This window comes from Streptomyces wedmorensis (genome assembly GCF_000716445.1).
Lineage (GTDB): Bacteria > Actinomycetota > Actinomycetes > Streptomycetales > Streptomycetaceae > Streptomyces > Streptomyces wedmorensis.
In genome coordinates, this window is record NZ_JNWK01000023.1 from 1 (window position 1) to 25,478 (window position 25,478).

Consider the following 25,478-nt stretch of genomic DNA (forward strand, 5'->3'; position numbering starts at 1 on the left):
GCTGCGCGGCGACGGAGCCCCGCAGTGGAAGTCCGGCGCCGGCAACGTCTACGCCGACGAGGGCAACCACTGGGACGTGACCTTCTACAACTGCGGCGGCTGCTGACCGCCGCCGCCCCAAGGAGCCCCCTTCGACGGTCACTTGGACTAACCGAAGGGGGTTCTTGGACTGGAGGGGCCCGTACGGCGCGATCTCGTTGACGGTGCCGCCGGGGCGCGGCTGACTGTTCCGCATGTCCCTCCCCCTCTCCTCCAGAATCCGCGCTGCCTGCGCGCTCGCGGCGGCGTCGGCGACCGTGCTCGCCCTGACCGGGCCGGCCCTCGCCGACGCCGGCGCGGTCGCCACCGCCCCGGCGGCGACCACCGCCGCGTCCGCCGTCATCGGTTCCGCCGAGCTCTCCGTCGCCGTCGCCGAGGACTTCCCCCGCGTCCTCTCGTACACCGACCGCGCCACGGGCGCCCGCCTCCTCGGCAGTACGGCCCCGGTCACCCAGGTGGTCCTCAACGGCACCGGCCACACCGTCCGGGTCGAGGGCGCCCCCGTCCTGACCGCCACGTCCGCCGCGTACACGCTGTCCTTCCCCGACCTGCCCGGCGTCGAGATCGACGCGGTCCTGGGGGTGGAGGGCCGGACCACCACGTTCCGGGTGACCGCGGTCCGCGACACCGAGGCCTTCCGGGTCGGCACCCTCGACATACCCGGCCACGACCTCGTCTCCGTCGGCTCATCGGACGGCGCCGCCGCCACCGCCTTCACCCGGCTCGACCCCGACTCCACCCGGACCGCCGACGTCTTCGCCCAGGTCACCGACGCCACCGCCGCCGAGGCGAACCCCGTCGGCGCGAGCTACGCGATCGTCAACACCGGACGGCTGGCCGCCGCCGTCGAGTCCAACTCCAGCTACGACAAGCCCTCCGGCGCCTCCGCCCGCGACGGCGCCCGCTTCTGGCACCAGGCCCGCAAGAACGGCACGGAGACCCGCGTCGGCGTATGGTCCGGCCAGTGGACCTACCGGGGCGCCGGCGCCCCGGCCCCCGAGAGCGGCGACGGCCTGCCCTGGGCCAAGGTCGTCGTCACCCCCGACGCCAACGCCGACGGCACCACCGACTGGCAGGACGGCGCCGTCGCCTTCCGCACCATCGGGATCAAGGCCCCCGGCAGCGACGGGACGCCGGACCGGGTCGTCGCCCACATCCCGTTCAACTTCGCCTCCCAGGCCACGCACCCCTTCCTGCGCACCCTCGACGACGTCAAGCGGATCTCCCTCTCCACCGACGGACTCGGCCAGTTCGCCCTGCTCAAGGGGTACGGCTCCGAGGGCCACGACTCCGCCCACCCCGACTACGGCGGCAACTACAACAAGCGGGCCGGCGGCCTCGACGACCTCAACACCCTGCTCCGCGAGGGCAGGAAGTGGGGCGCCGGCTTCGGCGTCCACGTCAACGCCACCGAGTCGTACCCCGAGGCGAAGAACTTCAGCGAGACCCTCGTCGACAAGACGAAGCCGGGCTGGAACTGGCTCAACCAGAGCTACTACATCGACCAGCGCAGGGACGTGAACAGCGGCGACCTCGCCCGCCGCTTCCAGCAGCTCCGCGACGAGACCGACCCCAACCTGTCGATGCTCTACATCGACGTCTACTACACGCACGGCTGGATCGCCGACAAGACGATGCAGGCCGTCCAGGCACAGGGCTGGAACGTCGCCACCGAGTGGTCGGAGAAGTTCGAGCACGCCTCCCTCTGGTCCCACTGGGCCAACGACCTCGACTACGGCGGCGCCACCAACAAGGGCCTCAACTCGCGGATCATCCGCTTCATCCGCAACGGCGAGAAGGACGTCTGGAACGACCACCCCGTCCTCGGCCAGACCGCCCTCGTCGACTTCGAGGGCTGGACCGGCGAGACCGACTGGAACGCCTTCTCCGCCAACATCTGGCAGCGCAACCTGCCCGCCAAGTACCTCCAGCAGCAGCGGATCACCCGCTGGGACGGCGACGACATCACCTTCACCGGTGGCGTCCGCGGCACCGTCGAGAACGGCCGCCGCACCTTCTACGAGGACGGCCGCAAGGTCCTCGACGGCGAGGACTACCTGCTCCCCTGGGACGGCGGGAAGAAGCTCTACCACTACGACAAGTCCGGTGGCACGACCAGCTGGGCCGTCCCCGCGGGCGTCCGCTCGTACGCCGTGTACAAGCTGACCGACAACGGCCGCGTGCGGACCGCCACCGTGCGGCCGGTGGACGGGCGCATCACCCTGGACGCCGTCGCCGGGCAGCCCTACGTCCTCTACCCGGCCGCGGCCCCCGCGCAGACCGCCCCGCGCTGGGGCCAGGGGACCCCGGTGAAGGACCCCGGCTTCAACGACGCGCGGCTCGCCGGCTGGAACAAGGCCGGCACCGTCACCCGCGACACCGACGCCCAGGGCCGCAACAGCGCGAAGCTCGCCGGCACCGCCACCGCCTCGGTCCGCCAGCAGATCACCGGACTGGTACCCGGCCGGCGCTACACCGCCTCCGCCCTCATCGAGGTCGAGCCCGGCGCCACCCGGCCCACCACCCTGTCCATCGGCGGGAAGGCCGTCACGGTCGAACGGTCCTCCCTGGAGGACCGGGTCGCCGCCTCCGACTGGAACGGAACCCGCCTCCAGCGCGCCAAGGTCACCTTCACCGCTCCGGCCGACGGCTCCACCCCGCTCCGGATCCAGGCGGCGGGCGGCAGTGACGCGACGGTCCGGATCGACGACGTGCGGATCGTGGCCGGCGACCCCGCCACCCGGGCCGGGGCGGCCGTGTACGAGGACTTCGAGGCCGTCGACCAGGGCTGGGGCCCGTTCCTGAAGGGCGACGCCGGCGGCACGACCGACCCGCGCACCCACATAGCCCAGCTCCACGCCCCCTACACCCAGGCCGGCTGGAACGGGAAGCTCGTCGACGACGTCCTCGGCGGCGCCGAGTCCCTCAAGTCGCACGACGAGAACAGCGGCCTGGTCTACCGGACCGCGCCCTGGACCGTCCCGATGAAGGACGGCCACCGCTACCGCGTGGAGTACGACTACCAGTCCAGCCACGCGGGCGCGTACGAGTGGATCACCGGCTACGACCGGACGAACGGCACCGGGACGAGCGTCGAGACCCGCCGCACCCCGATCGGGCAGCAGCGGACCACCGGGCACTTCGCCGAGACCGTCACCGCCGGCTGCGGCGACACCTGGACCGGACTCCGCAAGCGGGCCGACGCCCCCGACGGCGCCGACTTCGTCCTCGACGCCTTCACCGTCACCGACCTCGGCCCGGCCGCCGAGCGCGCCGCCTGCGGCACGCTCACCCTCACCGCGCCCGAGACCCTGGAGCCCGGCCGCCCGAACCGGGTCACGGCCACCTTCGGCAACGACGAGGCCGCCGACGTCACCGGCGCCCTCGCCGCCCTGAACCTCCCCGACGGCTGGACCGCGCAGCCGGCCGCGCCGATCTCCCTCGGCACGGTCGCGCCGGGCGGGCAGGCCACCGCCACCTGGCAGGTCACACCCCCGGTGGACGCCGCCTACCGGCCGTACGCCCTGGGGGCCGACCTCACGTACGCCGTCGGGGACGGCACGCGGAAGCTGACCCGCACCACCACCGTCCGCACCCTGCCCCCGCCGCCCACCGCCGACAGCTGGGCGAGCGACCTGGACTGGACCTCGGCCACCAACGGCTGGGGACCCGTCGAGCGCGACCTCTCCAACGGCGAGACCGGCACCGGAGACGGCTCCCCGCTGCGCATCGGGGGAGTGGCGTACGCCAAGGGGCTCGGCAGCCACGCCCCCGCCCGGATCCGCTACTACCTGGGCGGCCGGTGCACCTCCCTCACCGCCGAGGTCGGCGTCGACGACGTGCAGACCAGCCGCGGCAGCGTCCGGTTCAGCGTCCTCGCCGACGGAGCCGAGAAGGTGACGTCGCCGGTCCTCAAGGCCGCCGACAGTGCCTGGTCGCTCACCGCCGACGTCACCGGCGCCTCCTACGTCGACCTGGTGGTCGACGACGGCGGCGACGGCAACGGCAACGACCACGCCGACTGGGGGAACGCGCGCTTCCACTGCGCGGACTGAGCACACCCCGGCGCCCCGAAGGCGTTATGGTCAGGCGGTCGCTCTCCCGGTACCCGGGAGGCGGCCGTCTTTCCGTCGTGTGCGTCTATGTGGGACCCCTACAAACACAGGGGGTGTCTGGCTGTCGACTCGCTCGGGGCAGGTGATGGTTCTGTCCAGCCCCACCAGGATTCGACACGGGAGACTGTAGTGAGTCGACGGCGGAGTTTTCTCGGCTGACTTCGTAGGGTCGGTACATGACCGTTGTGGACCAGATCCCGAGCGAGCCCGCTGACGCCCGTGGCCGAGTGGCCGAGCTGCACGTCCTGCGCGAGCAGGCGCTCCGCGGCCCGAGTGACCGCGCCACCGAGGCCCAGCACGCCAAGGGCAAGCTGACGGCGCGTGAGCGCATCGAGCTGCTGCTCGACCCTGGTTCCTTCAGCGAGGTCGAGCAGCTTCGCCGACACCGCGCCTCCGGCTTCGGCCTGGAGGCGAAGAAGCCGTACACCGACGGTGTCATCACCGGCTGGGGCACGGTCGAGGGCCGCACGGTCTTCGTCTACGCCCACGACTTCCGGATCTTCGGCGGTGCCCTCGGCGAGGCGCACGCCACCAAGATCCACAAGATCATGGACATGGCCATCGCGGCCGGTGCCCCGCTGGTCTCCCTGAACGACGGCGCCGGCGCCCGTATCCAGGAGGGCGTCTCCGCCCTCGCCGGCTACGGCGGCATCTTCCAGCGCAACACCCGCGCCAGCGGCGTCATCCCGCAGATCTCGGTCATGCTCGGCCCGTGCGCCGGCGGCGCGGCCTACTCGCCGGCCCTCACGGACTTCGTCTTCATGGTCCGCGAGACCTCGCAGATGTTCATCACCGGCCCGGACGTCGTCAAGGCGGTCACCGGCGAGGAGATCACCCAGAACGGCCTCGGCGGCGCCGACGTCCACGCCGGCACCAGCGGCGTCGCGCACTTCGCGTACGACGACGAGGAGACCTGCATCGCCGAGGTCCGCTACCTCCTGTCGATGCTCCCGCAGAACAACCGCGAGAACCCGCCGACCGTCGCCTCCGAGGACCCGGCGGACCGCCGCTCCGACGTCCTGCTCGACCTGGTCCCGGCCGACGGCAACCGCCCGTACGACATGCACAAGGTCATCGAGGAGCTCGTCGACGACGGCGACTACCTGGAGATCCACGAGCGCTGGGCCCGCAACATCATCTGCGCCCTGGCCCGTCTCGACGGCCAGGTCGTCGGCATCGTCGCCAACCAGCCCCAGTCGCTGGCCGGTGTCCTCGACATCGAGGCCTCCGAGAAGGCCGCCCGCTTCGTGCAGATGTGCGACGCCTTCAACATCCCGATCATCACCCTTCTGGACGTCCCCGGCTTCCTTCCGGGCGTCGACCAGGAGCACGGTGGAATCATCCGCCACGGCGCGAAGCTGCTGTACGCGTACTGCAACGCGACCGTCCCCCGGATCAGCCTGATCCTGCGCAAGGCCTACGGCGGCGCCTACATCGTCATGGACTCGCAGTCCATCGGCGCCGACCTGACGTACGCCTGGCCCACCAACGAAATCGCGGTCATGGGCGCCGAGGGCGCCGCCAACGTGATCTTCCGCAAGCAGATCGCCGAGGCCGAGGACCCCGAGGCCATGCGAGCCCGCATGGTCAAGGAGTACAAGGCCGAGCTGATGCACCCGTACTACGCGGCGGAGCGCGGCCTGGTCGACGACGTCATCGACCCCGCCGACACCCGCCAGGTGCTCATCCGGTCCCTCGCGATGCTCCGCACCAAGCATGCCGACCTGCCGTCCCGCAAGCACGGCAACCCGCCTCAGTAAGAGGGAGCCATCCACGTGACAACGTCTGCCAACCTCCTCCGCGTCGAAAAGGGCCACGCCGACCCCGAGGAGCTCGCCGCCATAACGGCCGTGCTCCTCGCCCGCGCCGCCTCCCAGCCCGCCGAGAACGCCCACCACGGCCGCACCACGGCCGGCTGGCGCCGCCTGGAGCGCGAGCACGGCTTCCGCGCCCCCCACAGCTGGCGCTGAGACCCAGCGGCACGCGAGGGCCCCGCACCGACACCGGTGCGGGGCCCTCCTGCGTTCCGTCGTGGGCATTCGTTCCGCTGGGGCGGAACGGGTGGGCACGACGGAACGGCGCCCTGGCGGGCGCGTCCGCCTTAGGTGCCCGCACCCGAGAGGCCCCGCACCGGAAGTGGTGCGGGGCCTCTCGCCGTACGTCCGTCCGGGACTTACCGCAGGCGCGCCATGAGGGCGTGCTCGACGAGCGTGATGAGCGCGCTCTTGGCGTCCGCGCGGTGGCGGGCGTCGGTGGTGATGATCGGGGTGTCGGGGCCGATCCCTCCGGCTGGTACGGCTGGTGTCCGTCGAAGCCGTTGAGGGCGATGACGAACGGGAGGCCCGAGTTCTCGAAGTAGTCGACCGCCGGGAAGCAGTCGGCGAGACGGCGGGTGTCGACGAGGACGACGGCGCCGATGGCACCGCGGACCAGGTCGTCCCACATCGAAGAGGTACAGGATCAGGTCCTGGTCCAGGGTGATGCGGCCGAAGTCCATGGCGACAGTCGTCGTCGTCTTGTCGCCGGTGTGCGTGAGGTCGTCGATGCCCGCGGAGGCGGACGTCATCACGGCTTCGGTACGCAGCGGGTTGATCTCCGAGACGGCGCCGACGAACGTGGTCTTGCCCACGCCGAAGCCACCCGCCACCACGCTCGTCGCCGCCCGGCTGGTGGATGGCGACGAGTCCGGCCTCGGCCAGGTCGGCGACGAGGATTCGGGCGACGCCGAGGGGAATGGAGAGAAGAGCCGAGATCTCCGCGACCGACTTGATCTCGAAGCACAGCCGGCAGATCCGCTGGTGCTCGGGCAACTGCCCCTGCAGCCGGGACGGATCGGCCGTCGTACTGACCAGCGCCTCGATGGCGAGCTGGTAGCGCGGCCGGGTCCGGCCGCCGGTCATCGCGTAAGGACGCACGAGCGGGTTGTGCCCGCCCGAACCGCCCGCGGAGGACGGAGCGCGCGAGGCGCTCGGAGAGCCCGCCGCCGTGGACGGGGCGTGGGGCTGCGGGAAGGGCTGTGCCGCGCCCTGTCTGCTGGGGGCGGAGGGAAAGTTGAACCGGTTGTGCGCGGTGTCGCCCAGCGGCGCCTGGTGCGCGTCATAACCGTTGTAAGGGCTCGCGCCCGGTGGTGTTCCCACGTCTCCTCCTCCGACTGCCTCGCGGTCCATGTCCCTTGGAGCCGCGCCACCGCACCTTACGGTGCGGTGGCGCGAAACGCACTGTCCGTCTGTTAGTTGAGCAGACTTCCCTGAAGCTCCGCACGGAGGTCAGGAGTCAGTACGGTGCCCGCGCGGTCCACGAGCAGGGCCATCTCGTAGCCCACGAGACCGATGTCGGCCTCCGGGTGGGCGAGTACGGCCAGCGAGGAACCGTCCGAGATCGACATGATGAAGAGGAAGCCGCGCTCCATCTCCACGACGGTCTGGTTGACCGCACCGCCCTCGAAGATCCGGGACGCGCCCGCGGTCAGCGAGGTCAGTCCCGAGGCGACGGCCGCCAGCTGGTCGGCGCGGTCGCGGGGGAACCCCTCGGACATCGCCAGCAGGAGTCCGTCGGCGGAGACCACCACCGTGTGCGACACCCCGGGGGTGTTGTCCACGAAGTTGGTGATCAACCAGTTCAGATTCTGCGCCGCCCCCTGCTGGACGCCCCGGCGCAGGTTGCTCAACCTGCCCCGTACGTCCTCGGGAGCGCGGGAGACCTGGGGGCCGCCCTGCGGCGTCTGCTCCGCCGTGCCCTCGACCAGGTTGGCCTTCGGGACCCGTCGGGGAAGACCGGACGAGGTGACCCCGCCCGCCTTCGGGTCCTTGAGCTTCCCGGCCCGCTGCCAGCGCTCGTCGTTGGTCGAGCGCCATTCGTCGGAACCGTCGGCTTCGTTCTGCTGTTCCGGCTGCACGGGCTTCGGCTGCTGCGGCGCCTGCTGCGGCACCGGCCGGCCCTGCGGGGCGACGCTGCCGCGGCGCGGCAGACCGGCGTCGGTCAGCGCGTGGCCGGCATCCGGGACGGGCGTGGGGGCCGGGCCCGGACGGTCGAAGCCTACGCGTTCGCGGGCCTGTTCGGGAGCGCTCGGAGCAGATTCCGATTCCGCTCCGTACTCCTGGCCGTAGCCGCTCTGGTAAGCGCTCTGATCCGGCCACTCTGCCTGGTGAGACTGCGGATCGAACGTGTTGCCGTACTGCTGGTGTTCGGTTCCCGGTGTCTCGTACGAAGCTTCCGCATAGGCCTGCTGCGGGTACGCCTCGTAACCCTGCTGCGGGTACTCGTAGCCGTCCTGCTGCGGGTAGCCGGCCGCGTACTCCTGGCCGTACTCCTGCGCCTGCTGCGGCTGCCCGTAGTCCTGCGCCTGGTACTGCTCCGCCGGGTACTCCTGCACCGGCTGCGGCGCGTACTCCTGGCCGTACTCCTGGGGCTGCTGCGCGTACTCCTCGGCCTGCTCGGCCTCGTCGCCGAACAGCGGCCGGTCGCCGGCCTGCGCCTGGGCGCCCAGGGCGGCACGACGCTCCTCGCGGTTCAGCGAGCGGTTGACCGGGTCGAGCTGGAGCTCCTCCTCGGCCGGCTGCTCGTAGCGCGAGTCGTCGAAGCCGAGGTCGGCGGCGGTCAGCATCTGCTGCTGCGGAGCGGCCTCGAAGGCGTTCTGCTGCTGCCGCGGAATGATCTGCGAGACGGTGAAGTCGTCCTGGAGCGGCTGCTCGCCGCCACCGCCGTGGGTGATGGCGTCCGGCAGCATGACGAGCGAGGTCGTCCCGGCCTGCTCGCCCGAGGGACGGAGCTGGACCCGGATGCCGTGCCGGTCGGCCAGCCGGCCGACCACGAAGAGGCCCATGCGCTGCGAGACGGCCGCGTCCACGGTCGGCGGGTTGGCCAGCTTGTGGTTGATGTCCGCGAAGTCCTCGGCGGTGAGGCCGATGCCCTTGTCGTGGATCTCGACCATCACACGGCCGTCGGGGAGACGGGTCGCGGTGACGCGGACCTTGGTCTGCGGGGAGGAGAACGTGGTGGCGTTCTCCAGGAGCTCGGCGAGCAGGTGCACGAGGTCGGTCACGGCCTGGCCGTGGATCTCGGCGTCCGGGACACCGGCCAGCTCGATGCGCTCGTACTGCTCCACCTCGGAGGAGGCGGCGCGCATGACGTCGACCAGCGGGACCGGCTGGTCCCAGCGGCGGCCCGGCTCCTCGCCGGCGAGGACGAGGAGGTTCTCGCCGTTGCGGCGCATACGGGTGGCCAGGTGGTCCAGCTTGAAGAGGTTCTCCAGCTGGTCCGGGTCGGCCTCGTTGTTCTCCAGGTCGGTGATGAGGGTCAGCTGGCCCTCGATCAGCGACTGGTTGCGGCGCGAGAGGTTCGTGAAGATCGCGTTGACGTTGCCCCGGAGCATGGCCTGCTCGGCGGCGAGCCGGACGGCCTCGCGGTGGACCTGGTCGAAGGCGCGGGCGACCTCGCCGATCTCGTCCTGCGTGTCGATCGGGATCGGCTGCACCCGGGTGTCGACCCGGCCGGGCTCGGTACGGGAGAGCTGGTCGACCAGCATCGGCAGGCGCTGCTCGGCGATGCCGAAGGCGGCGGTCCGCAGCTGCTGCATCGAGCGGCTCATCTGGCGGGCCATCATGCCGGCCAGGATGAAGGCGGCGAGCAGGGCGACGACGACGATGCCGCCGTTGACCCAGGCGTCCGTCTTGGACTCGTCGGAGATCCGCACGGCCTCGGCCACGGCCTTGTCGACGAGGGCCTTCTCGACCTCGGTGTAGCCCTCGAACTTGGCGGTGGCGACGGCCATCCAGGTCTCGGCCGTGATGCCCTTGGACTTCAGGGCGGCCAGGCCGTCCGGGTCCTTGGCGGTGCCGATGGCGGAGGCCACGCCCGAGTAGACGGAGCCGTCCTTGCCCTTCGGCAGCTCGACGCCGGCGGCCTGCATCTGCTTCGCGCCGTCGGCGGCCTTGCCCGCCATGACCTTCTTCAGCAGCTCGACGTCCTCGGGCATGCCGCCGGAGCTGAACTCGCCGAGGGCGATCTGCTCCAGGTAGTTGTACGAGTTGAACGCCACGGACTGCTGGGCGAAGACCGTCTCCTGGCGGCTGGGCCGGACCAGGAGCTGGGTGCCGATGGAGCGCTGGAGGGACTCGGCGCCCTTGGCCAGCTGGACCGCGTAGACGCTGCGGCCGTAGCTGGTGACGTTGCCGGTGCCCAGTCCGAGCTCGTTGGAGAACTCGGTGAGGTAGTGCTGGACCGAGGTGTACCCGAGCTGGGTGTTCACCGGGTCGAGGGAGCGCGTGTACGCGGCCTTGCGGAGCGCGTCGAGCTTGGGCTCCTCGTCCTTGAACAGGCGCAGACGGCGCTCCAGGCCCTGCCCCGAGGGGAGGTTCTTGGCGGCCTCGTCGAACTTGGCGCGGGCGGCGTCGGTGGCGGCGTACGCCTGCGTCACCTCGTCGCTCTTGCGGTCCTCGGCCGACTTCGCGGCGAGCAGGGGAGCGGCGGTCAGGTCCCGCTCGTTGAGCAGGGCGGTGCTGTACTCCGAGGCGGCGCGCACGATGAGCGCCGTCTTCTCGGCGTCCTGCGCCTCCTGCCAGGTGTCGATGGACCCCTTGACCTGGAAGCCGCCCATGACGAGGCCGACGAGCACGGGTATGAGGAGGATCGCGTTCAGCCTGGTCGGCACCCGCCAGTTGCGGGGCGAGAGCTTGCTGGTGCTGCCCGTGGCGGCCGCGGTGGGCGGCGGCGTCACGGGCACGTCCGCGGGCGACATCGCCGCACGCGACGGCGGGGTGAAGTTGCCCCGCGCCTCCTGCTCCGCGGAGCTTTCCTTGCTGCGCCTCACTCGACCAACAACCTCTCGGCGTCGGCACCTACGTTGTGCCGGTGTTTCGTTCAGGGCCGTACTACTCGGGAGTTCATGAATTGCAGCACGTGAAGGGGGTCCCTTCCAAACAGTGGGACAGACCCTCTTCTCGTGATCCGGACCGCACGTAAAACGGGCATAAAGAGCGAGCCCCGCCAAATGGCGGGGCTCAGGTGAGCGCAGTGACACCGATCGGATGCGTCGGGTGTCCGGGGCGCCCCAATTCTCTGTCGAAACGTTATGAACGGGAGGGCGGTCGTGTCGAAGGACACAGACGGCCGCCGGCAGGGGCATATGACAGGTGCCCCGGCCGGTCCCCGCTCCGTCGTCCTACTTGAGCCGCGCCATGAGGGCGTGCTCGACGAGCGTGATGAGCGCGCTCTTGGCGTCCGCGCGGTGGCGGGCGTCGGTGGTGATGATCGGGGTGTCGGGGCCGATCGGCCGCTGTTCTCGAAGTAGTCGACCGCCGGGAAGCAGTCGGCGAGACGGCGGGTGTCGACGAGGACGACGGCGCCGATGGCACCGCGGACCAGGTCGTCCCACATGTCCGGGCGTACCGAAGAGGTACAGGATCAGATCCTGGTCCAGCGTGATGCGGCCGAAGTCCATCGCCACCGTGGTGGTCGTCTTCCCACCGGTGTGCGTGAGGTCGTCGATGCCCGCCGAGGCGGACGTCATCACGGCTTCGGTACGCAGCGGGTTGATCTCCGAGACGGCGCCGACGAACGTGGTCTTGCCCACGCCGAAGCCACCCGCCACCACGGCCGGCCTCCGCCAGGTCGGCGACGAGGATCCTCGCGACGCCGAGCGGCATCGAGAGGAGGGCCGACACCTCGGCGACCGACTTGACCTCGCGGCACAGGTGGCAGATCCGCTGGTGCTCGGGCAGCAGCGTGGCGAGGTGTGCCGGGTCGGCCGTGGTGCTGACCAGCGCCTCGATGGCGAGCTGGTAGCGCGGCCGGGTCCGGCCGCCGGTCATCGCGTAAGGACGCACCAGCGGCTGGTCGCCCTCATGTCCGTACTCGTCGACTGAGGCGCCGTACGGATCGTGAGAGGCGGGGGGCGGGGTCATGAATCCTCCGGGCGTGACAGCAAACTCTCTGCCGTCTGATGGGGCCGGTGGGGGGCCGGGTGGGGCGGCCGGACGGTGAACGGTGACGGGGCGGTACGGAGGGGCGTACCGCCCTGTCGGTCAGTCGTTTCGGATTGGCTGTCCGGTGCAGGACCGGCTAGTGGAGCAGGCTGCCCTGGAGCTCCGCACGGAGATCCGGGGTGAGCACGCTGCCGGCCCGGTCGACCAGCAGCGCCATCTCGTAGCCCACGAGGCCGATGTCGCACTCGGGGTGGGCGAGTACGGCCAGCGAGGAACCGTCGGAGACCGACATGAGGAAGAGGAAGCCGCGCTCCATCTCCACCACCGTCTGGGCGACGGGTCCGCCCTCGAAGATCCGGGACGCGCCCGCGGTCAGCGAGGTCAGTCCGGATGCGACCGCCGCCAGCTGGTCGGCGCGGTCGCGGGGGAATCCTTCGGACATGGCCAGCAGGAGTCCGTCGGCGGAGACCACCACCGTGTGCGACACCCCGGGGGTGTTGTCCACGAAGTTGGTGATCAACCAGTTCAGATTCTGCGCCGCCTCAGCCGGCCGCGGACGTCGTCGGGTGCACGCGAGACCTGAGGGCCGGCCGTGTGGGCCTGCTCCTGCGCGGTCCCGGGTACGAGGTTGGCCTTCGGCACGCGCCGGGGAAGACCGGAGGTGGTGACGCCGCCGGCCGCGGGCTTGCGCACCCGCTCGGCCTGGCGCACCAGCTCGTCGTTGGGCGAGGTCCGCCATGCGGCCGCGCCGTTCTGCCGGCCGCCGTCGGCGGGCGCCGGGGCGGACGGCTGGGCGACGACCGGGGTCTGCGTCGTCTGCGCCACGTCCGCCGGCGCCTGCTGCTGGGCCTGCTGGGCCTGGTCCTGGTGGAACCAGTTGGTCTCCAGCGTGTCGTACAGCGGGGTACGACCGTCACCGGTACCGGCCGGCGGCAGTGCCTCCGGACGGCGCGGCTGCTGGAGCGCCGGCTGCTGCGGCCCGGACTCGCCGCCGGTCCGCTGCCGCGGAGCCGGGGCCTGCGCCTGCGCCTGCTGCGGAGCCTGCTGGGCCTGCGGTACGAAGGGCTGCCGGCCGAACTGCTGCTGCTGGCCGCCCTGGTACCCCTGCGGAGCCTGCCGGCCCTGCTGCGGGGCCTGCTGCGGAGCCGTCTGCGGGGCGCCGAAGTCCGGGCGCGGGAACTGGCCGGTGGAGCCGGGACCCTGCGGCGCGTCGAAGTCCGGGCGCGGGAACTGGCCGGTGGAGCCGGGACCCTGCGGGGCGCCGAAGTCCGGGCGCGGGAACTGCGCCGTCGACGCCGGGTCCTGGACACCGCCCTGGTACCCCTGCGGCGCCGGACGGCCCTGGAGGGGACGACCCTGCTGCGGAGCCGCCTGCGGGGCGCCGAAGTCGGGGGCCGGGAACTGGCCGGTGGAGCCGGGACCCTGCGGAGCGCCGAACAGGCCGGCCGCCTCCGGGTCCTCGTGGCCGCGCGGGGCGTCCAGCGGGGACATCTCCTGCTGCGGGCGGCGCACCGGCTGCTGCGCCGGGTCGTTGCCCCAGCTCGCGGCCTGCGGGCGCTGCGGCTGCGGGTTGCCACCCGGCAGCTCGGCGCGCGGGAAGTCGTAGCCGCCGGGCTGGTCGCCCTGCGGGGTCTGACCCTGCGGGGCGTGCTGCGGCGCGCCGGGGCCGGCCGGTCGGCCGGTCTGGCCGCCGCCCTGGTTGCCCTGGTTGCCCTGGTTGCCCCACACGTCCGTACGGGACGGGATGGCGCTGGCCGCGCCGCCGATGAGACCGCCGCCACCGGGGCCCGGGCGCAGCGCGTCCGGGTTCTGCGGGGCCTGCGGCGTCTGCGGCAGCTGACCGGTCTGGTCGAACTGCGCGTTCTGCGGCTGCGGGGTGCGCGACTGCGGGGCGCCCTGCGGAGCACCGTCACGGGCGGGCAGCGCGGCCCGGGGACCGCTCGTGCCGACCTGACCGCGCGCGGCACCGGCACCGACCCGTCCGGCCGCCGCCGACGGGGCGCCGCCCGGACGTCCACCGCCGGGGCCACCGGTCGCGCCGGGACCGCCGGGGAGCCGGCCGCCGGGGGCGGAGGCACCCTGCGGCATCGCGCCCTGGCCGCCCGCGCCCGGCTTGGGCATCGGCTTCTTGCCGCCCTGGGCGACGTCGACCGGGAGCATGACGAGCGCGGTGGTGCCGCCCGAGTCCGAGGGGCGCAGCTGGATGCGGATGCCGTGTCGCAGGGACAGGCGGCCGACCACGAAGAGACCCATGCGGCGGGAGACCGAGACGTCCACGGTGGGCGGCGAGGCGAGCCGCTCGTTGATCGCGGCGAGGTCCTCGGGGGAGAGGCCGATGCCGGTGTCGTGGATCTCGACGAGCACGCGGCCGTCGGGCAGCGCGTGACCGGTGACCCGGACCTTCGTCTGCGGCGAGGAGAACGAGGTGGCGTTCTCGAGCAGCTCGGCGAGGAGGTGCACGAGGTCGTTGACGACCCGGCCGGCGACCTCGGTCGCCGGGACCGCGGCCAGTTCGATGCGCTCGTACTGCTCCACCTCGGAGGCGGCGGCACGGAGGACGTCGACCAGCGGGACCGGGCGGGTCCACCGGCGGCCCGGCTCCTCGCCGGCGAGGACGAGGAGGTTCTCGCCGTTCCGGCGCATACGGGTCGCGAGGTGGTCGAGCTTGAAGAGCGAGGAGAGCTGGTCCGGGTCGGCCTCGCGCGACTCCAGTTCGGAGATGAGCGACAGCTGACGCTGGATGAGGCCCTGGGAACGGCGCGAGAGGTTGGTGAACATCGCGTTGACGTTGCCCCGGAGGAGGGCCTGCTCGGCGGCGAGGCGGACGGCCTCGCGGTGCACGTCGTCGAAGGCCGCGGCCACCTGGCCGATCTCGTCCCGGGAGTGCACACCGACGGACTCGACGGAGGTGTCGACGTCCTGCGGGTCGGACTCGGAGAGCTGCTTGACGAGCTCGGGCAGACGGTCCTGGGCGACCTTGGTCGCGGTGTCCTGGAGGCGGCGCAGCGAGCGGATCATGGACCGGGCCACGACGAAGGCGCCGATGAGCGAGACGCCGAGGACGAGCAGGATCAGCGCACCGTTGATGATGGCCTCGCGCTGCGACTCCTGGCGCAGCTCACGGGCCATCGTCTCCATGTCGCCGAGGAGGCCGTCCTCGATGACGTTCATGGCGTTGATCTTGATGCCGTACTCGTCGGTGAAGTTCAGGTGACCGCGGCGGGTGCCGCCCGGCATGGCGTCGTCCGCGTTCAGCACGCGCTCGGCGTACTTGTCGGCGGCGACGATCGACGGGTTGGCACCGGTCAGGGACGCGGTCCGCTCGGCGGCGTCGCCACCGGTCGACTCGTAGATCGCCTGGAACGACTTGAACTCGACGCCCTCACTGTTGAGCGCGGCGTCGGCGTACAGGCGGTCACCCTGCTGGATGCGGCCCGGGGTCTTGTCGTTCGGCGGGAGCGCGGCGGCGATGATCGCCTGCTGGATGGAGGCGTACTCCTTGGCGGACGAGAACGCGGCGAGCGCGCGGGTCCGCTTGATCATCTCCGGGTTGCTGGTCGCCTGCGCCATGTCCTGGGACAGGCTGAGCAGCGAGCGGATGAGACGGCTGTACGCCTCGACCGTCACCGAGTGGGCGACGCCCTTCTCGTAGGCGTTGCCGCGGATGGTGTTGAGCTGGATGACCTGGGAGGCGATCTGGCTGACGTTCTGGCGGATGCTCCGCAGCGCCTCGTCGCCCTCGGTGGTCGGGATGTCCTCGGTGGCGTCGAGGAAGGCCTTGTACTCGCGGTCCGTCTTCCGGCGCGGGTTGGCGACCTGGTAGTCGCTGACCGGGCGGCCGTTGGCCAGCGGACCGGCGGACAGGTCGCGCTCGGACTGCAGCGCCTGCGCGAGGTCGGTCGCCTCACGGGTCAGCTTGGTGAGCAGCTGCATGTGGTCGAGCTGCTCCATGTCCTGGAGCGACTCGCTGATACGGATGCCGCCCAGGGTGGTCGCCGCCACCACGGGAAGGGTGAGGAGGGCGACGAGGCGCGTGGAGATGCGCCAGTTGCGCAGCGCTATTCGCGGGCCGACCTCGTTCTCGGAACGGGGCTTGGCGGGGGCGGCCGCCGGTTCGGCGGGCGCGGCCTTGCCGCTCGTCCTGCCGCCCGCGCGCCTGCCGCCGCCGTCGCCGGCCTCGCCGGCCGGGCCCTGACCCTGGTTCGGGGTGTGCGGGGCCGAGGGACCGCGGTCGGTCCCGGCGCGCGGTTCCTGCTCCGCCTGAGCTTCCGCTCGGCTCTGGCGGGCCTGGGGAGACCCCGAGCCATCCCTCTTGAAACGTCCCTGCACTAGCGTCGCAACCTTTTGACCAGGCGTCCTTCCGGGTGAACGGAGCGGACGGTGTCGGCGTCGTCGGGGTACGTGGCGTACCCCAGGTGGTCATCGGTGACCGGCGCAGTTCCCCCTTCCCCGCCACTCGGCCGGCGCTGTTGCGCCTCCTCTGCGCGCCGGCTTGTGAACCCGCGGCGGTGCGTGGAATTCCAGCACAGTGCCGGATCTCCAACAAGGGCCGCGTGTCGCACTGTGAGGGGAATGACAACCTGTGCACGAAGTGTCACCCCATGTAGAAGATGATCACGGAGGATTCGGACTTTTGCCCTCGAATGGTTTGCGGTGTTCGTGTGTCCCAGTCGGCATGATCAGGAGCGGAATAGAGCATTCAGTGGCGGAATGTCCCTTTCCGTAGTGACCGGCAACAGTCCGTAATGCCTGGAATGTGCGTCAACGGGTGAGCAAACTCACACGCGAATCGATGTCTCAGCCATGCATTCGAAGGGAATCGCATGTTTAGCCTGACGCTTTACACCCCTTCGCGCCCGCACGGGCGCCCGTCCCGGAACAAGGGCTGATCACCGCGATGAACACGACGACGCTCCGCACCACGGCCAACCCGCGCCGCTCCACCCTCGCCCACCTCGCGGACGCCGCACAGCTCGGCCGGGGCGCCCAGCCGGAGTACGCGGCGGAACTGCCGGGCAACACGGCCAACCCGCGCCGCACCGTCCTGATGCAGGCCCCGGCCCCCTACGAGCCGCAGCCGTACGCCAGCGCCTCCCGCTGACCCGACCGGCCCCCGCCCGCCTCATCCGCCCCGGTGATATCGCCGGTCGGCCGCCCCCGCGCCGCGTTAGCCTGGAGCGTCAGACTCCAGCCAGTACCAAGTGAGGGGCGACAGCACTCGTGCGCATCGCCAGATTCTCCATCGACGGCAATGTGGCCTTCGGCGCCGTCGAGGGCGAGGGAACCGTCGAGTCCGGCGGCCTCGTCCTCGACATCATCAAGGGCATCCCGTACACCGACTTCGAGCTCAGCGGCACCAAGGTCCCGCTGAGCAAGGTACGGCTCCTGCCGCCCGTGCTCCCCAACAAGGTCGTGGCCATCGGCCGCAACTACGCCGAGCACGCCGCCGAACTCGGCAACGAGGTCCCCGACGTCCCCGTCGCCTTCTTCAAGCCCACCACCTCGGTGATCGGCTCCGGCGACGCCATCGAGTACCCCTCCTTCTCCAACGAGCTGCACCACGAGGCCGAACTGGCCGTGGTCATCGGCCGCATGTGCCGTGAGGTGCCCCGCGAGCGCGTGAAGGACGTCGTCTTCGGCTACACCTGCGCCAACGACGTCACCGCCCGCGACGCCCAGCAGCGCGAGAAGCAGTGGGCCCGCGCCAAGGGCTTCGACACCTCCTGCCCCCTGGGCCCCTGGGTGGAGACCGACCTCGACCCGAGCGACCTGGCCATCCAGGCCACGGTCAACGGCGAACAGCGCCAGCTGGGTCGTACGAGCGACATGATCCGCTCCATCGAGGACCTGGTCGTCCACATCACCGAGGCCATGACGCTGCTCCCCGGCGACGTCATCCTCACCGGCACCCCCGCCGGGGTCGGCCCCCTCAACGTCGGCGACGAGGTCGCCGTCACCATCGAAGGCATCGGCACTCTCACCAATAAGGTGATCAAGCGTGGCTAACGCGAACATCCGCGTCCGTTTCTGTCCCTCGCCGACCGGCAACCCCCACGTGGGCCTGGTCCGCACCGCCCTCTTCAACTGGGCCTTCGCCCGGCACAACGAGGGCACGTTCGTCTTCCGCATCGAGGACACCGACGCCGCGCGCGACTCGGAGGAGTCGTACCAGCAGCTGCTCGACTCGATGCGCTGGCTCGGATTCACCTGGGACGAGGGCCCCGAGATCGGCGGCCCGCACGCGCCGTACCGCCAGTCGCAGCGGATGGACATCTACAAGGACGTCGCCGACAAGCTGCTCGCCGGCGGCTACGCGTACCCCTGCTACTGCACCGCCGAGGAGCTCGACGAGCGCCGCGAGGCCGCCCGCGCCGCCGGCCGCGCCTCCGGCTACGACGGCCACTGCCGCGACCTCACCGACGAGCAGAAGCAGGCCTACGAGGCCGAGGGCCGCAGCCACATCGTCCGCTTCCGGATGCCGGACGAGGCGACCACCTTCACCGACCTGGTCCGCGGCGAGATCACCGTCCAGCCGGAGAACGTCACCGACTACGGCATCGTCCGCGCCAACGGCGCCCCGCTGTACACCCTGGTGAACCCGGTCGACGACGCCCTGATGGAGATCACCCACGTCCTGCGCGGCGAGGACCTGCTCTCCTCCACCCCGCGCCAGATCGCGCTCTACAAGGCGCTGATCGAGCTGGGCGTCGCCAAGGAGATCCCGCAGTTCGGCCACCTGCCGTACGTCATGGGCGAGGGCAACAAGAAGCTCTCCAAGCGCGACCCGCAGGCCTCCCTCAACCTCTACCGGGAGCGCGGCTTCCTCCCCGAGGGCCTCCTGAACTACCTGTCGCTCCTCGGCTGGTCGTTCTCCGCCGACCAGGACGTCTTCTCGATCGAGGACATGGTCGCGAAGTTCGACATCGCCGACGTGAACGCCAACCCGGCGCGCTTCGACCTCAAGAAGGCCGAGTCGATCAACGGCGACCACATCCGCATGCTGGACGTGAAGGCCTTCACCGAGGCCTGCGAGCCCTGGCTGCGGGCCCCGCACGCCGACTGGGCGCCCGAGGACTTCGACCGCGCCGCCTGGGAGGCCATCGCGCCGCACGCCCAGACCCGCATCACCGTCCTTTCGGACATCACGGCCAACGTCGACTTCCTCTTCCTCCCGGAGCCGGTCTTCGACCAGCCCTCGTGGGACAAGGCGATGAAGGGCGAGCCGGCCGCGCTGCTCACCACGGCCCGCGAGAAGCTCGTGGACGCCGACTGGAGCGACCCCGAGTCGCTGAAGAACGCGGTCCTGACCGCCGGCGAGGCCCACGGCCTCAAGCTCGGCAAGGCCCAGGCCCCGGTCCGCGTCGCGGTCACCGGCCGCACGGTCGGCCTGCCCCTCTTCGAGTCCCTGGAGATCCTGGGCAAGGAGCGGACCCTGACCCGCATCGACGCGGCGCTGGCGAAGCTCGCCGCGTAAGGGATTCCGCCGTCGGGGCCCGGGCGTAGGGGCCGCGCGCTACGGTCGTTCCATGACCATCCGCGCGGTCCTCTGGGACGTCGACGACACGATCTTCGACTACGCCCGCGCCGACCGCGTCGGCATGAGCGAGCACCTGACGGCCGAGGGCCTGGTGGACGGATACGACTCCGTCGACCAGGCCCTCCGTCGTTGGCGGGAGCTGACCGCGCTCCACTGGCGCCGCTTCGAGGCCGGCGGGGTCGACTTCCAGGACCAGCGCAGGGAGCGCGTCCGGGACTTCCTGGGGCAGCCGCTGACCGCCGCCGAGGCCGACGACTGGTTCGAGCGGTACGTGGCGCGGTACGAGGCCGCCTGGGAGCTCTTCCCCGACGCGGTGCCCGTGCTCGACCTGCTGGCCCGTGACTACCGTCACGGGATCCTGTCGAACGCCAGCATCCACAACCAGGAGCGCAAGCTCCGGGTCCTGGGCGTGCGCGACCGTTTCGAGGCCGTCCTGTGCGCCGCCGAGCTCGGTGTCGCCAAGCCGGCCCCGGAGGCCTTCCACGCCGCCTGCGCCGCCCTTGACCTGCCCCCGCACCAGGTGGCGTACGTCGGGGACCAGCCGGACATCGACGCGCGCGGTGCCGTGGAGGCGGGGCTCCTGGGCATCTGGCTGGACCGCGCGGGCACCGGCGGCCGCCCCGAGCTGAACCGGATCACGGGCCTCCATCAGCTCCCCGGCCTGCTGGGCGGGCATACCCGTTTTGGAGCACCGTCCACCTTCGGGTAATGTTCTTTCTGCGCCGAGGGGAACAAGCCGAAAGGCAAGAACCCGGAAAGCGCAAGCCGAGCAAGATCCTCCCTGGTGGGGGACGTTGTCACGGTGGCCTATGGTGTAATTGGCAGCACGACGGTTTCTGGTTCCGTTAGTCTTGGTTCGAGTCCAGGTAGGCCAGCTCGCAGAGCTTTATCTGCAACCTGTGGATGGCATCCACAAAGCCCCCGTTGTGTAGCGGCCTAGCACGCCGCCCTCTCAAGGCGGTAGCGCCGGTTCGAATCCGGTCGGGGGTACAGATCCATCCTGCGGATCACCTGGGTAGCTCCCGGTGCATTCGCGGTGACATCACCCGGCGCATGCCGGGTGGGATCGCTAGGGCCCCCGTTGTGTAGCGGCCTAGCACGCCGCCCTCTCAAGGCGGTAGCGCCGGTTCGAATCCGGTCGGGGGTACGGTGCAACCACCATGGCCTATGGTGTAATTGGCAGCACGACGGTTTCTGGTTCCGTTAGTCTTGGTTCGAGTCCAGGTAGGCCAGCTCGCAGAGCTCATCTGCAACAGCGGATCTGATCCGCGAGGCCCCCGTTGTGTAGCGGCCTAGCACGCCGCCCTCTCAAGGCGGTAGCGCCGGTTCGAATCCGGTCGGGGGTACAAATCGAGGAAGCCCTTCCCTTCGGGGGAGGGCTTCTTCGCTGTTCGGTGCCGTACGCGGAACCCCGACCGCACGCGGACACAACTCCGGCCCACCGCTGCGGCGTTGAAGCGGTGGGCCGGGACGAACAGAGGGACGGAGCAGGTCAGCCGTTGCGGCGGAGCGCCTCGGAGAGACGGGCGGCGGCGTCGATGACCGCCTGGGCGTGCATACGGCCCGGGTGGCGCGTCAGGCGCTCGATGGGACCCGAGACCGACACGGCGGCCACCACGCGGTTCGAGGGGCCCCGTACGGGCGCGGAGACGGACGCGACGCCCGGCTCCCGCTCGCCGATCGACTGGGCCCAGCCGCGGCGCCGTACGCCCGACAGGGCCGTCGCGGTGAAGCGGGCGCCCTGGAGGCCGCGGTGCAGCCGCTCGGGCTCCTCCCAGGCCATCAGGATCTGCGCCGAGGAGCCGGCCTTCATGGTCAGCGTCGAGCCGACCGGCACGGTGTCCCGCAGGCCCGAGAGCCGCTCGGCCGCCGCCACGCAGATGCGCATGTCACCCTGCCGGCGGTAGAGCTGGGCGCTTTCGCCGGTGACGTCGCGCAGATGCGTCAGCACGGGGCCGGCGGTCGCGAGCAGGCGGTCCTCGCCGGCCGCGGCCGCGAGCTCCGAGAGGCGCGGTCCGAGGATGAACCGGCCCTGCATGTCACGCGCCACCATCCGGTGGTGCTCCAATGCCACGGCCAGTCGGTGTGCCGTGGGTCGTGCGAGTCCCGTCGCCGCGACCAGTCCTGCGAGGGTGGCCGGACCGGACTCCAGGGCGCTCAGGACAAGGGCTGCCTTGTCGAGAACGCCTACGCCGCTAGAGTTGTCCATGCAACGATATTCGCGTCTCACTCTGTGAAACGCAAGTTCAATTTTCCGAGGACCTTGGCACTCTGGTGATGCGGCCGCACAACGGCCCGCGAAACGGGTCTCTAGTTGTGCCGGCGTAGACGTCGGCCGGAGGGAAAGCGATGGGTAGGACACTCGCGGAGAAGGTCTGGGACGACCATGTCGTCCGGCGCGCCGAGGGCGAGCCCGACCTCCTCTTCATCGATCTGCACCTGCTGCACGAGGTGACCAGCCCCCAGGCCTTCGACGGCCTGCGCCAGAACGGCCGGCAGGTGCGGCGCCTCGACCTCACCATCGCCACCGAGGACCACAACACTCCGACCCTCGACATCGACAAGCCGATCGCCGACCCGGTCTCCCGCGCGCAGCTGGAGACCCTCCGGAAGAACTGTGCCGAGTTCGGCGTCCGGCTGCACCCGCTGGGCGACGTCGAGCAGGGCGTCGTCCACGTCGTGGGGCCGCAGCTGGGCCTGACCCAGCCCGGCACCACCGTCGTCTGCGGCGACTCGCACACCTCCACGCACGGCGCCTTCGGCGCGCTGGCCTTCGGCATCGGCACCAGCCAGGTGGAGCACGTGCTCGCCACCCAGACGCTGCCGCTGGCCCGTCCGAAGACCATGGCCATCACGGTCGACGGCGAACTGCCCGAGGACGTCACCGCCAAGGACCTGATCCTGGCGATCATCGCCAAGATCGGCACCGGCGGCGGCCAGGGCTACATCCTGGAGTACCGCGGCTCCGCCATCGAGAAGCTCTCGATGGAGGCCCGGATGACCATCTGCAACATGTCGATCGAGGCCGGCGCCCGCGCGGGCATGATCGCCCCCGACGAGACCACCTTCGCCTACCTGGAGGGCCGCGCCCACGCCCCCGAGGGCGAGGACTGGGACGCCGCCGTCGCGTACTGGAAGACCCTGAAGTCCGACGAGGACGCGGTCTTCGACGCCGAGGTCGTCATCGACGCCGCCTCCCTGGCGCCGTTCGTCACCTGGGGCACCAACCCGGGCCAGGGCGCGCCGCTTTCGGCGAACGTCCCCGACCCGGCTTCGTACGAGGACGCTTCGGAGCGCCTGGCCGCCGAAAAGGCCCTGGAGTACATGGGGTTGACCGCCGGACAGCCGCTGCGCGACATCAAGGTCGACACCGTCTTCGTAGGCTCCTGCACCAACGGCCGCATCGAGGACCTGCGCAACGCGGCCTCGCTGCTGGAGGGCCGCCAGGTCGCCGACGGCGTCCGCATGCTGGTCGTCCCCGGCTCGGTCCGGGTCGCCCTGCAGGCCGTCGAGGAGGGCCTGGACAAGGTCTTCAAGGAGGCCGGCGCCGAATGGCGGCACGCGGGCTGCTCGATGTGCCTGGGCATGAACCCCGACCAACTGGCGCCCGGTGAGCGCTCCGCGTCCACCTCCAACCGCAACTTCGAGGGCCGGCAGGGCAAGGGCGGCCGGACCCACCTGGTCTCTCCCCAGGTCGCCGCCGCCACCGCCGTCCTGGGCCACCTGGCCTCCCCGGCCGATCTGTCCGACGTCGCCACCACCGCGGGGGTCTGAGGAACCATGGAAGCTTTCACCACGCACACCGGCCGGGCCGTCCCGCTGCGCCGCAGCAACGTCGACACCGACCAGATCATCCCGGCGCACTGGCTGAAGAAGGTCACCCGCGACGGCTTCGAGGACGGCCTCTTCGAGGCCTGGCGCAAGGACTCCGAGTTCGTCCTCAACCGCCCCGAGCGCCAGGGCGCGACGGTCCTGGTCGCCGGCCCCGACTTCGGCACCGGCTCGTCCCGCGAGCACGCCGTCTGGGCGCTCCAGAACTACGGCTTCCAGGCGGTCGTCTCCTCCCGCTTCGCCGACATCTTCCGCGGCAACTCGCTGAAGAACGGCCTGCTGACCGTCGTCCTGCCGCAGGAGACGGTGGACGCGCTCTGGGAGCTGACCGAGGCCGACCCGACCGCCGAGATCACCGTCGACCTGGAGCGCCGCAAGGTCCTCGCCGCCGGGATCGACGCCGACTTCGAGCTCGACGAGAACGCCCGCTGGCGTCTGCTGAACGGCCTCGACGACATCAGCCTCACCCTTCAGAACGAAGCCGACATCGCGGCCTACGAGGCGGCCAGGCCGTCCTACAAGCCCCGTACAATTACGGTCTGAGCAGCGCTTTTCCAAGACTGCGCCCCCCACCTCAAGGTGGGGGGCGCAGTCGCTTGTTGGGACCCTGTCGGGCGACAACTCGCCCTAGATGGCACAATCGGTGCATGGAACGCGACAGCCAACTCGAGCTCTACGAGGCAGTCGCCGCCCGATTGAAGGAAGCGCACACAAGGGTGCGCTCACTGCAAGTCCCGGAGGGCGTAAGGATGGCGCTGTCCCGGAAGCTGCTGGTCGTGACGGCCGCGGCGAAGCACGATCTCAAGGACGCGGCAACGCGTCTGGACCGGTTGATGAAGGACCTCGACGAGGGCCGATTCCCAGAGGACGACTGACACCAGGAACTCCGCAGCGGCTGTTCCACGTTGCGGCACTAGGGTGATTAGCCCGTTTCGTGTTTGATTTGCGGTATATACATGCCTAACGTGCGAAAAAGCTTGAACACTTTCGTTCTGGCAATGTCTCCGAAGGGGAAGACGTGAACAAGGCGCAGCTCGTAGAAGTGATTGCCGACAAGATGGGCGGTCGCCAGCAGGCCGCCGAAGCCGTCGACCACGTGCTCGACGCCATCGTGCGTGCCGTGGTCGCCGGCGACCGGGTCTCGGTCACGGGCTTCGGCTCGTTCGAGAAGGTCGACCGTCCGGCCCGCTACGCCCGCAACCCCCAGACGGGTGAGCGCGTGCGGGTCAAGAAGACCTCGGTCCCGCGCTTCCGTGCAGGTCAGGGCTTCAAGGACCTGGTCAGCGGCTCGAAGAAGCTCCCCAAGGGAGGCGAGGTCTCCGTCAAGAAGGCCCCCAAGGGCAGCCTCACCGGTGGCGCCTCCGCGACGGTGAAGAAGGCCGCCGCGAAGAAGGCCACCACCGCCAAGAAGGCCGCCGCGAAGAAGGCGATGCCGGCGAAGAAGACCACGACGACGGCCGCCGCGAAGAAGGCGACGCCGGCGAAGAAGACCACCACGGCCGCCGCGAAGAAGGCGACGCCGGCGAAGAAGACCGCCACCACGGCCGCCGCGAAGAAGGCGACCCCCGCCAAGAAGGCCACCACGGCCGCCGCCAAGAAGGTCACCAAGGCCGCGGCGAAGAAGACCGCGCCGGCGGCCAAGAAGGCCACGGCGACGAAGGCGCCCGCCAAGAAGACGACGGCGCGCAAGACGACCGCCAAGAAGGCCGCCGCCAAGAAGTAAGGACGTGCGGTACACATCTGCCGGGCCGGGCTCTCCTCAGGGAGCCCGGCCCGCGGCGCGTCGGCGCGTCTCCGGGACGCGCGAAAGGCCGGTCAGAAGGTCTGCAGGGTCACCAGCGTGATCCGCGAGCCCGCACCCGAGGTGCCGGGCTCCGTCTCGATCCGCACCCGCTGGCCCGGCCGCAGCAGCAGCAGCCCGCCCGCCTCGAAGGCCGCCGCCCCGAACTCCACGGGGGTGCCGTCGTCGAGCAGCACACTGCCGCTGCGGGTCTCGGGGTCGTACGTGAACGCGGTCGCCTGCATGGTCCGCAG

Annotated in this window: 16 protein-coding genes, 5 tRNA genes and 4 pseudogenes; 16 read left to right on the plus strand and 9 right to left on the minus strand. The window is 70.9% G+C overall.

The window, feature by feature from the left end; translation table 11 throughout:
• The first annotated feature begins 233 nt into the window (after positions 1-233).
• The 3 genes from OO54_RS19240 to OO54_RS19250 all read left to right on the plus strand — a co-directional run bounded on the left by OO54_RS19240 (position 234) and on the right by OO54_RS19250 (position 6,124).
• Positions 234-4,094: an endo-alpha-N-acetylgalactosaminidase family protein gene (locus tag OO54_RS19240; RefSeq protein ID WP_033204723.1), complete on the plus strand. Its 3,861-nt coding sequence runs from the start codon at positions 234-236 to the stop codon at positions 4,092-4,094.
• 236 nt (positions 4,095-4,330) lie between these two features.
• Complete coding sequence (locus tag OO54_RS19245) at positions 4,331-5,914, plus strand: acyl-CoA carboxylase subunit beta (RefSeq protein ID WP_078905261.1); 1,584 nt, start codon at positions 4,331-4,333, stop codon at positions 5,912-5,914.
• 15 nt (positions 5,915-5,929) lie between these two features.
• Positions 5,930-6,124, plus strand: coding sequence for an acyl-CoA carboxylase subunit epsilon (locus OO54_RS19250; protein WP_386252385.1), 195 nt, complete (start codon positions 5,930-5,932; stop codon positions 6,122-6,124).
• A 203-nt stretch (positions 6,125-6,327) separates the two neighbouring features.
• Here the strand turns inward: OO54_RS19250 and OO54_RS41615 are convergent.
• The 7 genes and pseudogenes from OO54_RS41615 to OO54_RS19275 form a co-directional block, all read right to left on the minus strand.
• Positions 6,328-6,801 (minus strand): annotated as a pseudogene (locus OO54_RS41615) (GTP-binding protein).
• Positions 6,794-7,291, minus strand: a pseudogene (locus tag OO54_RS43680) (DUF742 domain-containing protein); the annotation flags it as partial. The pseudogenes OO54_RS41615 and OO54_RS43680, both read right to left, overlap by 8 nt.
• Positions 7,292-7,383: 92 nt before the next feature.
• Positions 7,384-10,962, minus strand: coding sequence for a nitrate- and nitrite sensing domain-containing protein (locus tag OO54_RS19260; protein WP_078905262.1), 3,579 nt, complete (start codon positions 10,960-10,962; stop codon positions 7,384-7,386).
• A gap of 351 nt (positions 10,963-11,313) precedes the next feature.
• A pseudogene (locus OO54_RS41620) lies at positions 11,314-11,745 on the minus strand (GTP-binding protein).
• A gap of 1 nt (position 11,746) precedes the next feature.
• A pseudogene (locus OO54_RS43685) lies at positions 11,747-12,055 on the minus strand (DUF742 domain-containing protein); the annotation flags it as partial.
• Between the two features lie 157 nt (positions 12,056-12,212).
• Positions 12,213-12,605 carry a roadblock/LC7 domain-containing protein gene (locus OO54_RS19270; RefSeq protein WP_033204890.1) on the minus strand — a complete coding sequence of 131 codons (393 nt, stop codon included), beginning with the start codon at positions 12,603-12,605 and terminating at the stop codon, positions 12,213-12,215.
• Positions 12,602-16,405, minus strand: a complete 3,804-nt coding sequence (locus tag OO54_RS19275) for a sensor histidine kinase (RefSeq protein WP_033204892.1) — start codon at positions 16,403-16,405, stop codon at positions 12,602-12,604. Before OO54_RS19275 ends, OO54_RS19270 begins: the two co-directional genes overlap by 4 nt.
• Before the next feature lie 568 nt (positions 16,406-16,973).
• Here OO54_RS19275 and OO54_RS19280 point away from each other — a divergent pair.
• From OO54_RS19280 to OO54_RS19320, 9 genes are all read left to right on the plus strand, one after another.
• Positions 16,974-17,177, plus strand: a complete 204-nt coding sequence (locus OO54_RS19280; RefSeq protein ID WP_017235977.1) for a hypothetical protein — start codon at positions 16,974-16,976, stop codon at positions 17,175-17,177.
• 119 nt (positions 17,178-17,296) lie between these two features.
• Positions 17,297-18,082: a fumarylacetoacetate hydrolase family protein gene (locus OO54_RS19285; protein WP_017235976.1), complete on the plus strand. Its 786-nt coding sequence runs from the start codon at positions 17,297-17,299 to the stop codon at positions 18,080-18,082.
• A complete protein-coding gene (gene gltX / locus OO54_RS19290; protein ID WP_033204728.1) occupies positions 18,075-19,550 on the plus strand; it encodes a glutamate--tRNA ligase in 1,476 nt (491 codons plus the stop codon). The genes OO54_RS19285 and gltX overlap by 8 nt, the downstream gene beginning before the upstream one ends.
• A gap of 52 nt (positions 19,551-19,602) precedes the next feature.
• Complete coding sequence (locus tag OO54_RS19295) at positions 19,603-20,322, plus strand: HAD family hydrolase (protein WP_033204730.1); 720 nt, start codon at positions 19,603-19,605, stop codon at positions 20,320-20,322.
• 94 nt (positions 20,323-20,416) lie between these two features.
• Positions 20,417-20,488 (plus strand) — tRNA-Gln (locus OO54_RS19300).
• 42 nt (positions 20,489-20,530) lie between these two features.
• Positions 20,531-20,603, plus strand: a tRNA-Glu gene (locus OO54_RS19305).
• Between the two features lie 84 nt (positions 20,604-20,687).
• Positions 20,688-20,760: transfer RNA gene (locus OO54_RS19310), tRNA-Glu, on the plus strand.
• Between the two features lie 14 nt (positions 20,761-20,774).
• Positions 20,775-20,846 (plus strand) — tRNA-Gln (locus OO54_RS19315).
• A gap of 40 nt (positions 20,847-20,886) precedes the next feature.
• Positions 20,887-20,959 (plus strand) — tRNA-Glu (locus OO54_RS19320).
• 146 nt (positions 20,960-21,105) lie between these two features.
• Here the strand turns inward: OO54_RS19320 and ndgR are convergent.
• Complete coding sequence (gene ndgR, locus OO54_RS19325) at positions 21,106-21,822, minus strand: IclR family transcriptional regulator NdgR (RefSeq protein ID WP_017235973.1); 717 nt, start codon at positions 21,820-21,822, stop codon at positions 21,106-21,108.
• A gap of 140 nt (positions 21,823-21,962) precedes the next feature.
• Between ndgR and leuC the strand changes: the two genes are divergently transcribed.
• From leuC to OO54_RS19345, 4 genes are all read left to right on the plus strand, one after another.
• Positions 21,963-23,387: a 3-isopropylmalate dehydratase large subunit gene (gene leuC / locus OO54_RS19330; protein WP_033204732.1), complete on the plus strand. Its 1,425-nt coding sequence runs from the start codon at positions 21,963-21,965 to the stop codon at positions 23,385-23,387.
• A gap of 6 nt (positions 23,388-23,393) precedes the next feature.
• Entirely contained in the window at positions 23,394-23,987 is a 594-nt protein-coding gene (leuD, locus tag OO54_RS19335) for a 3-isopropylmalate dehydratase small subunit (protein WP_033204734.1), read from the plus strand.
• A 104-nt stretch (positions 23,988-24,091) separates the two neighbouring features.
• The gene (locus tag OO54_RS19340) at positions 24,092-24,319 is read left to right on the plus strand and encodes an SCO5555 family protein (RefSeq protein WP_015036430.1); all 228 of its coding nucleotides are present in this window, start codon (positions 24,092-24,094) and stop codon (positions 24,317-24,319) included.
• 143 nt (positions 24,320-24,462) lie between these two features.
• Positions 24,463-25,167: an HU family DNA-binding protein gene (locus OO54_RS19345; protein WP_033204736.1), complete on the plus strand. Its 705-nt coding sequence runs from the start codon at positions 24,463-24,465 to the stop codon at positions 25,165-25,167.
• A gap of 92 nt (positions 25,168-25,259) precedes the next feature.
• Here the strand turns inward: OO54_RS19345 and OO54_RS19350 are convergent, their stop codons facing one another.
• Positions 25,260-25,469: a hypothetical protein gene (locus tag OO54_RS19350; protein WP_017235969.1), complete on the minus strand. Its 210-nt coding sequence runs from the start codon at positions 25,467-25,469 to the stop codon at positions 25,260-25,262.
• Between the last annotated feature and the right edge of the window lie 9 nt (positions 25,470-25,478).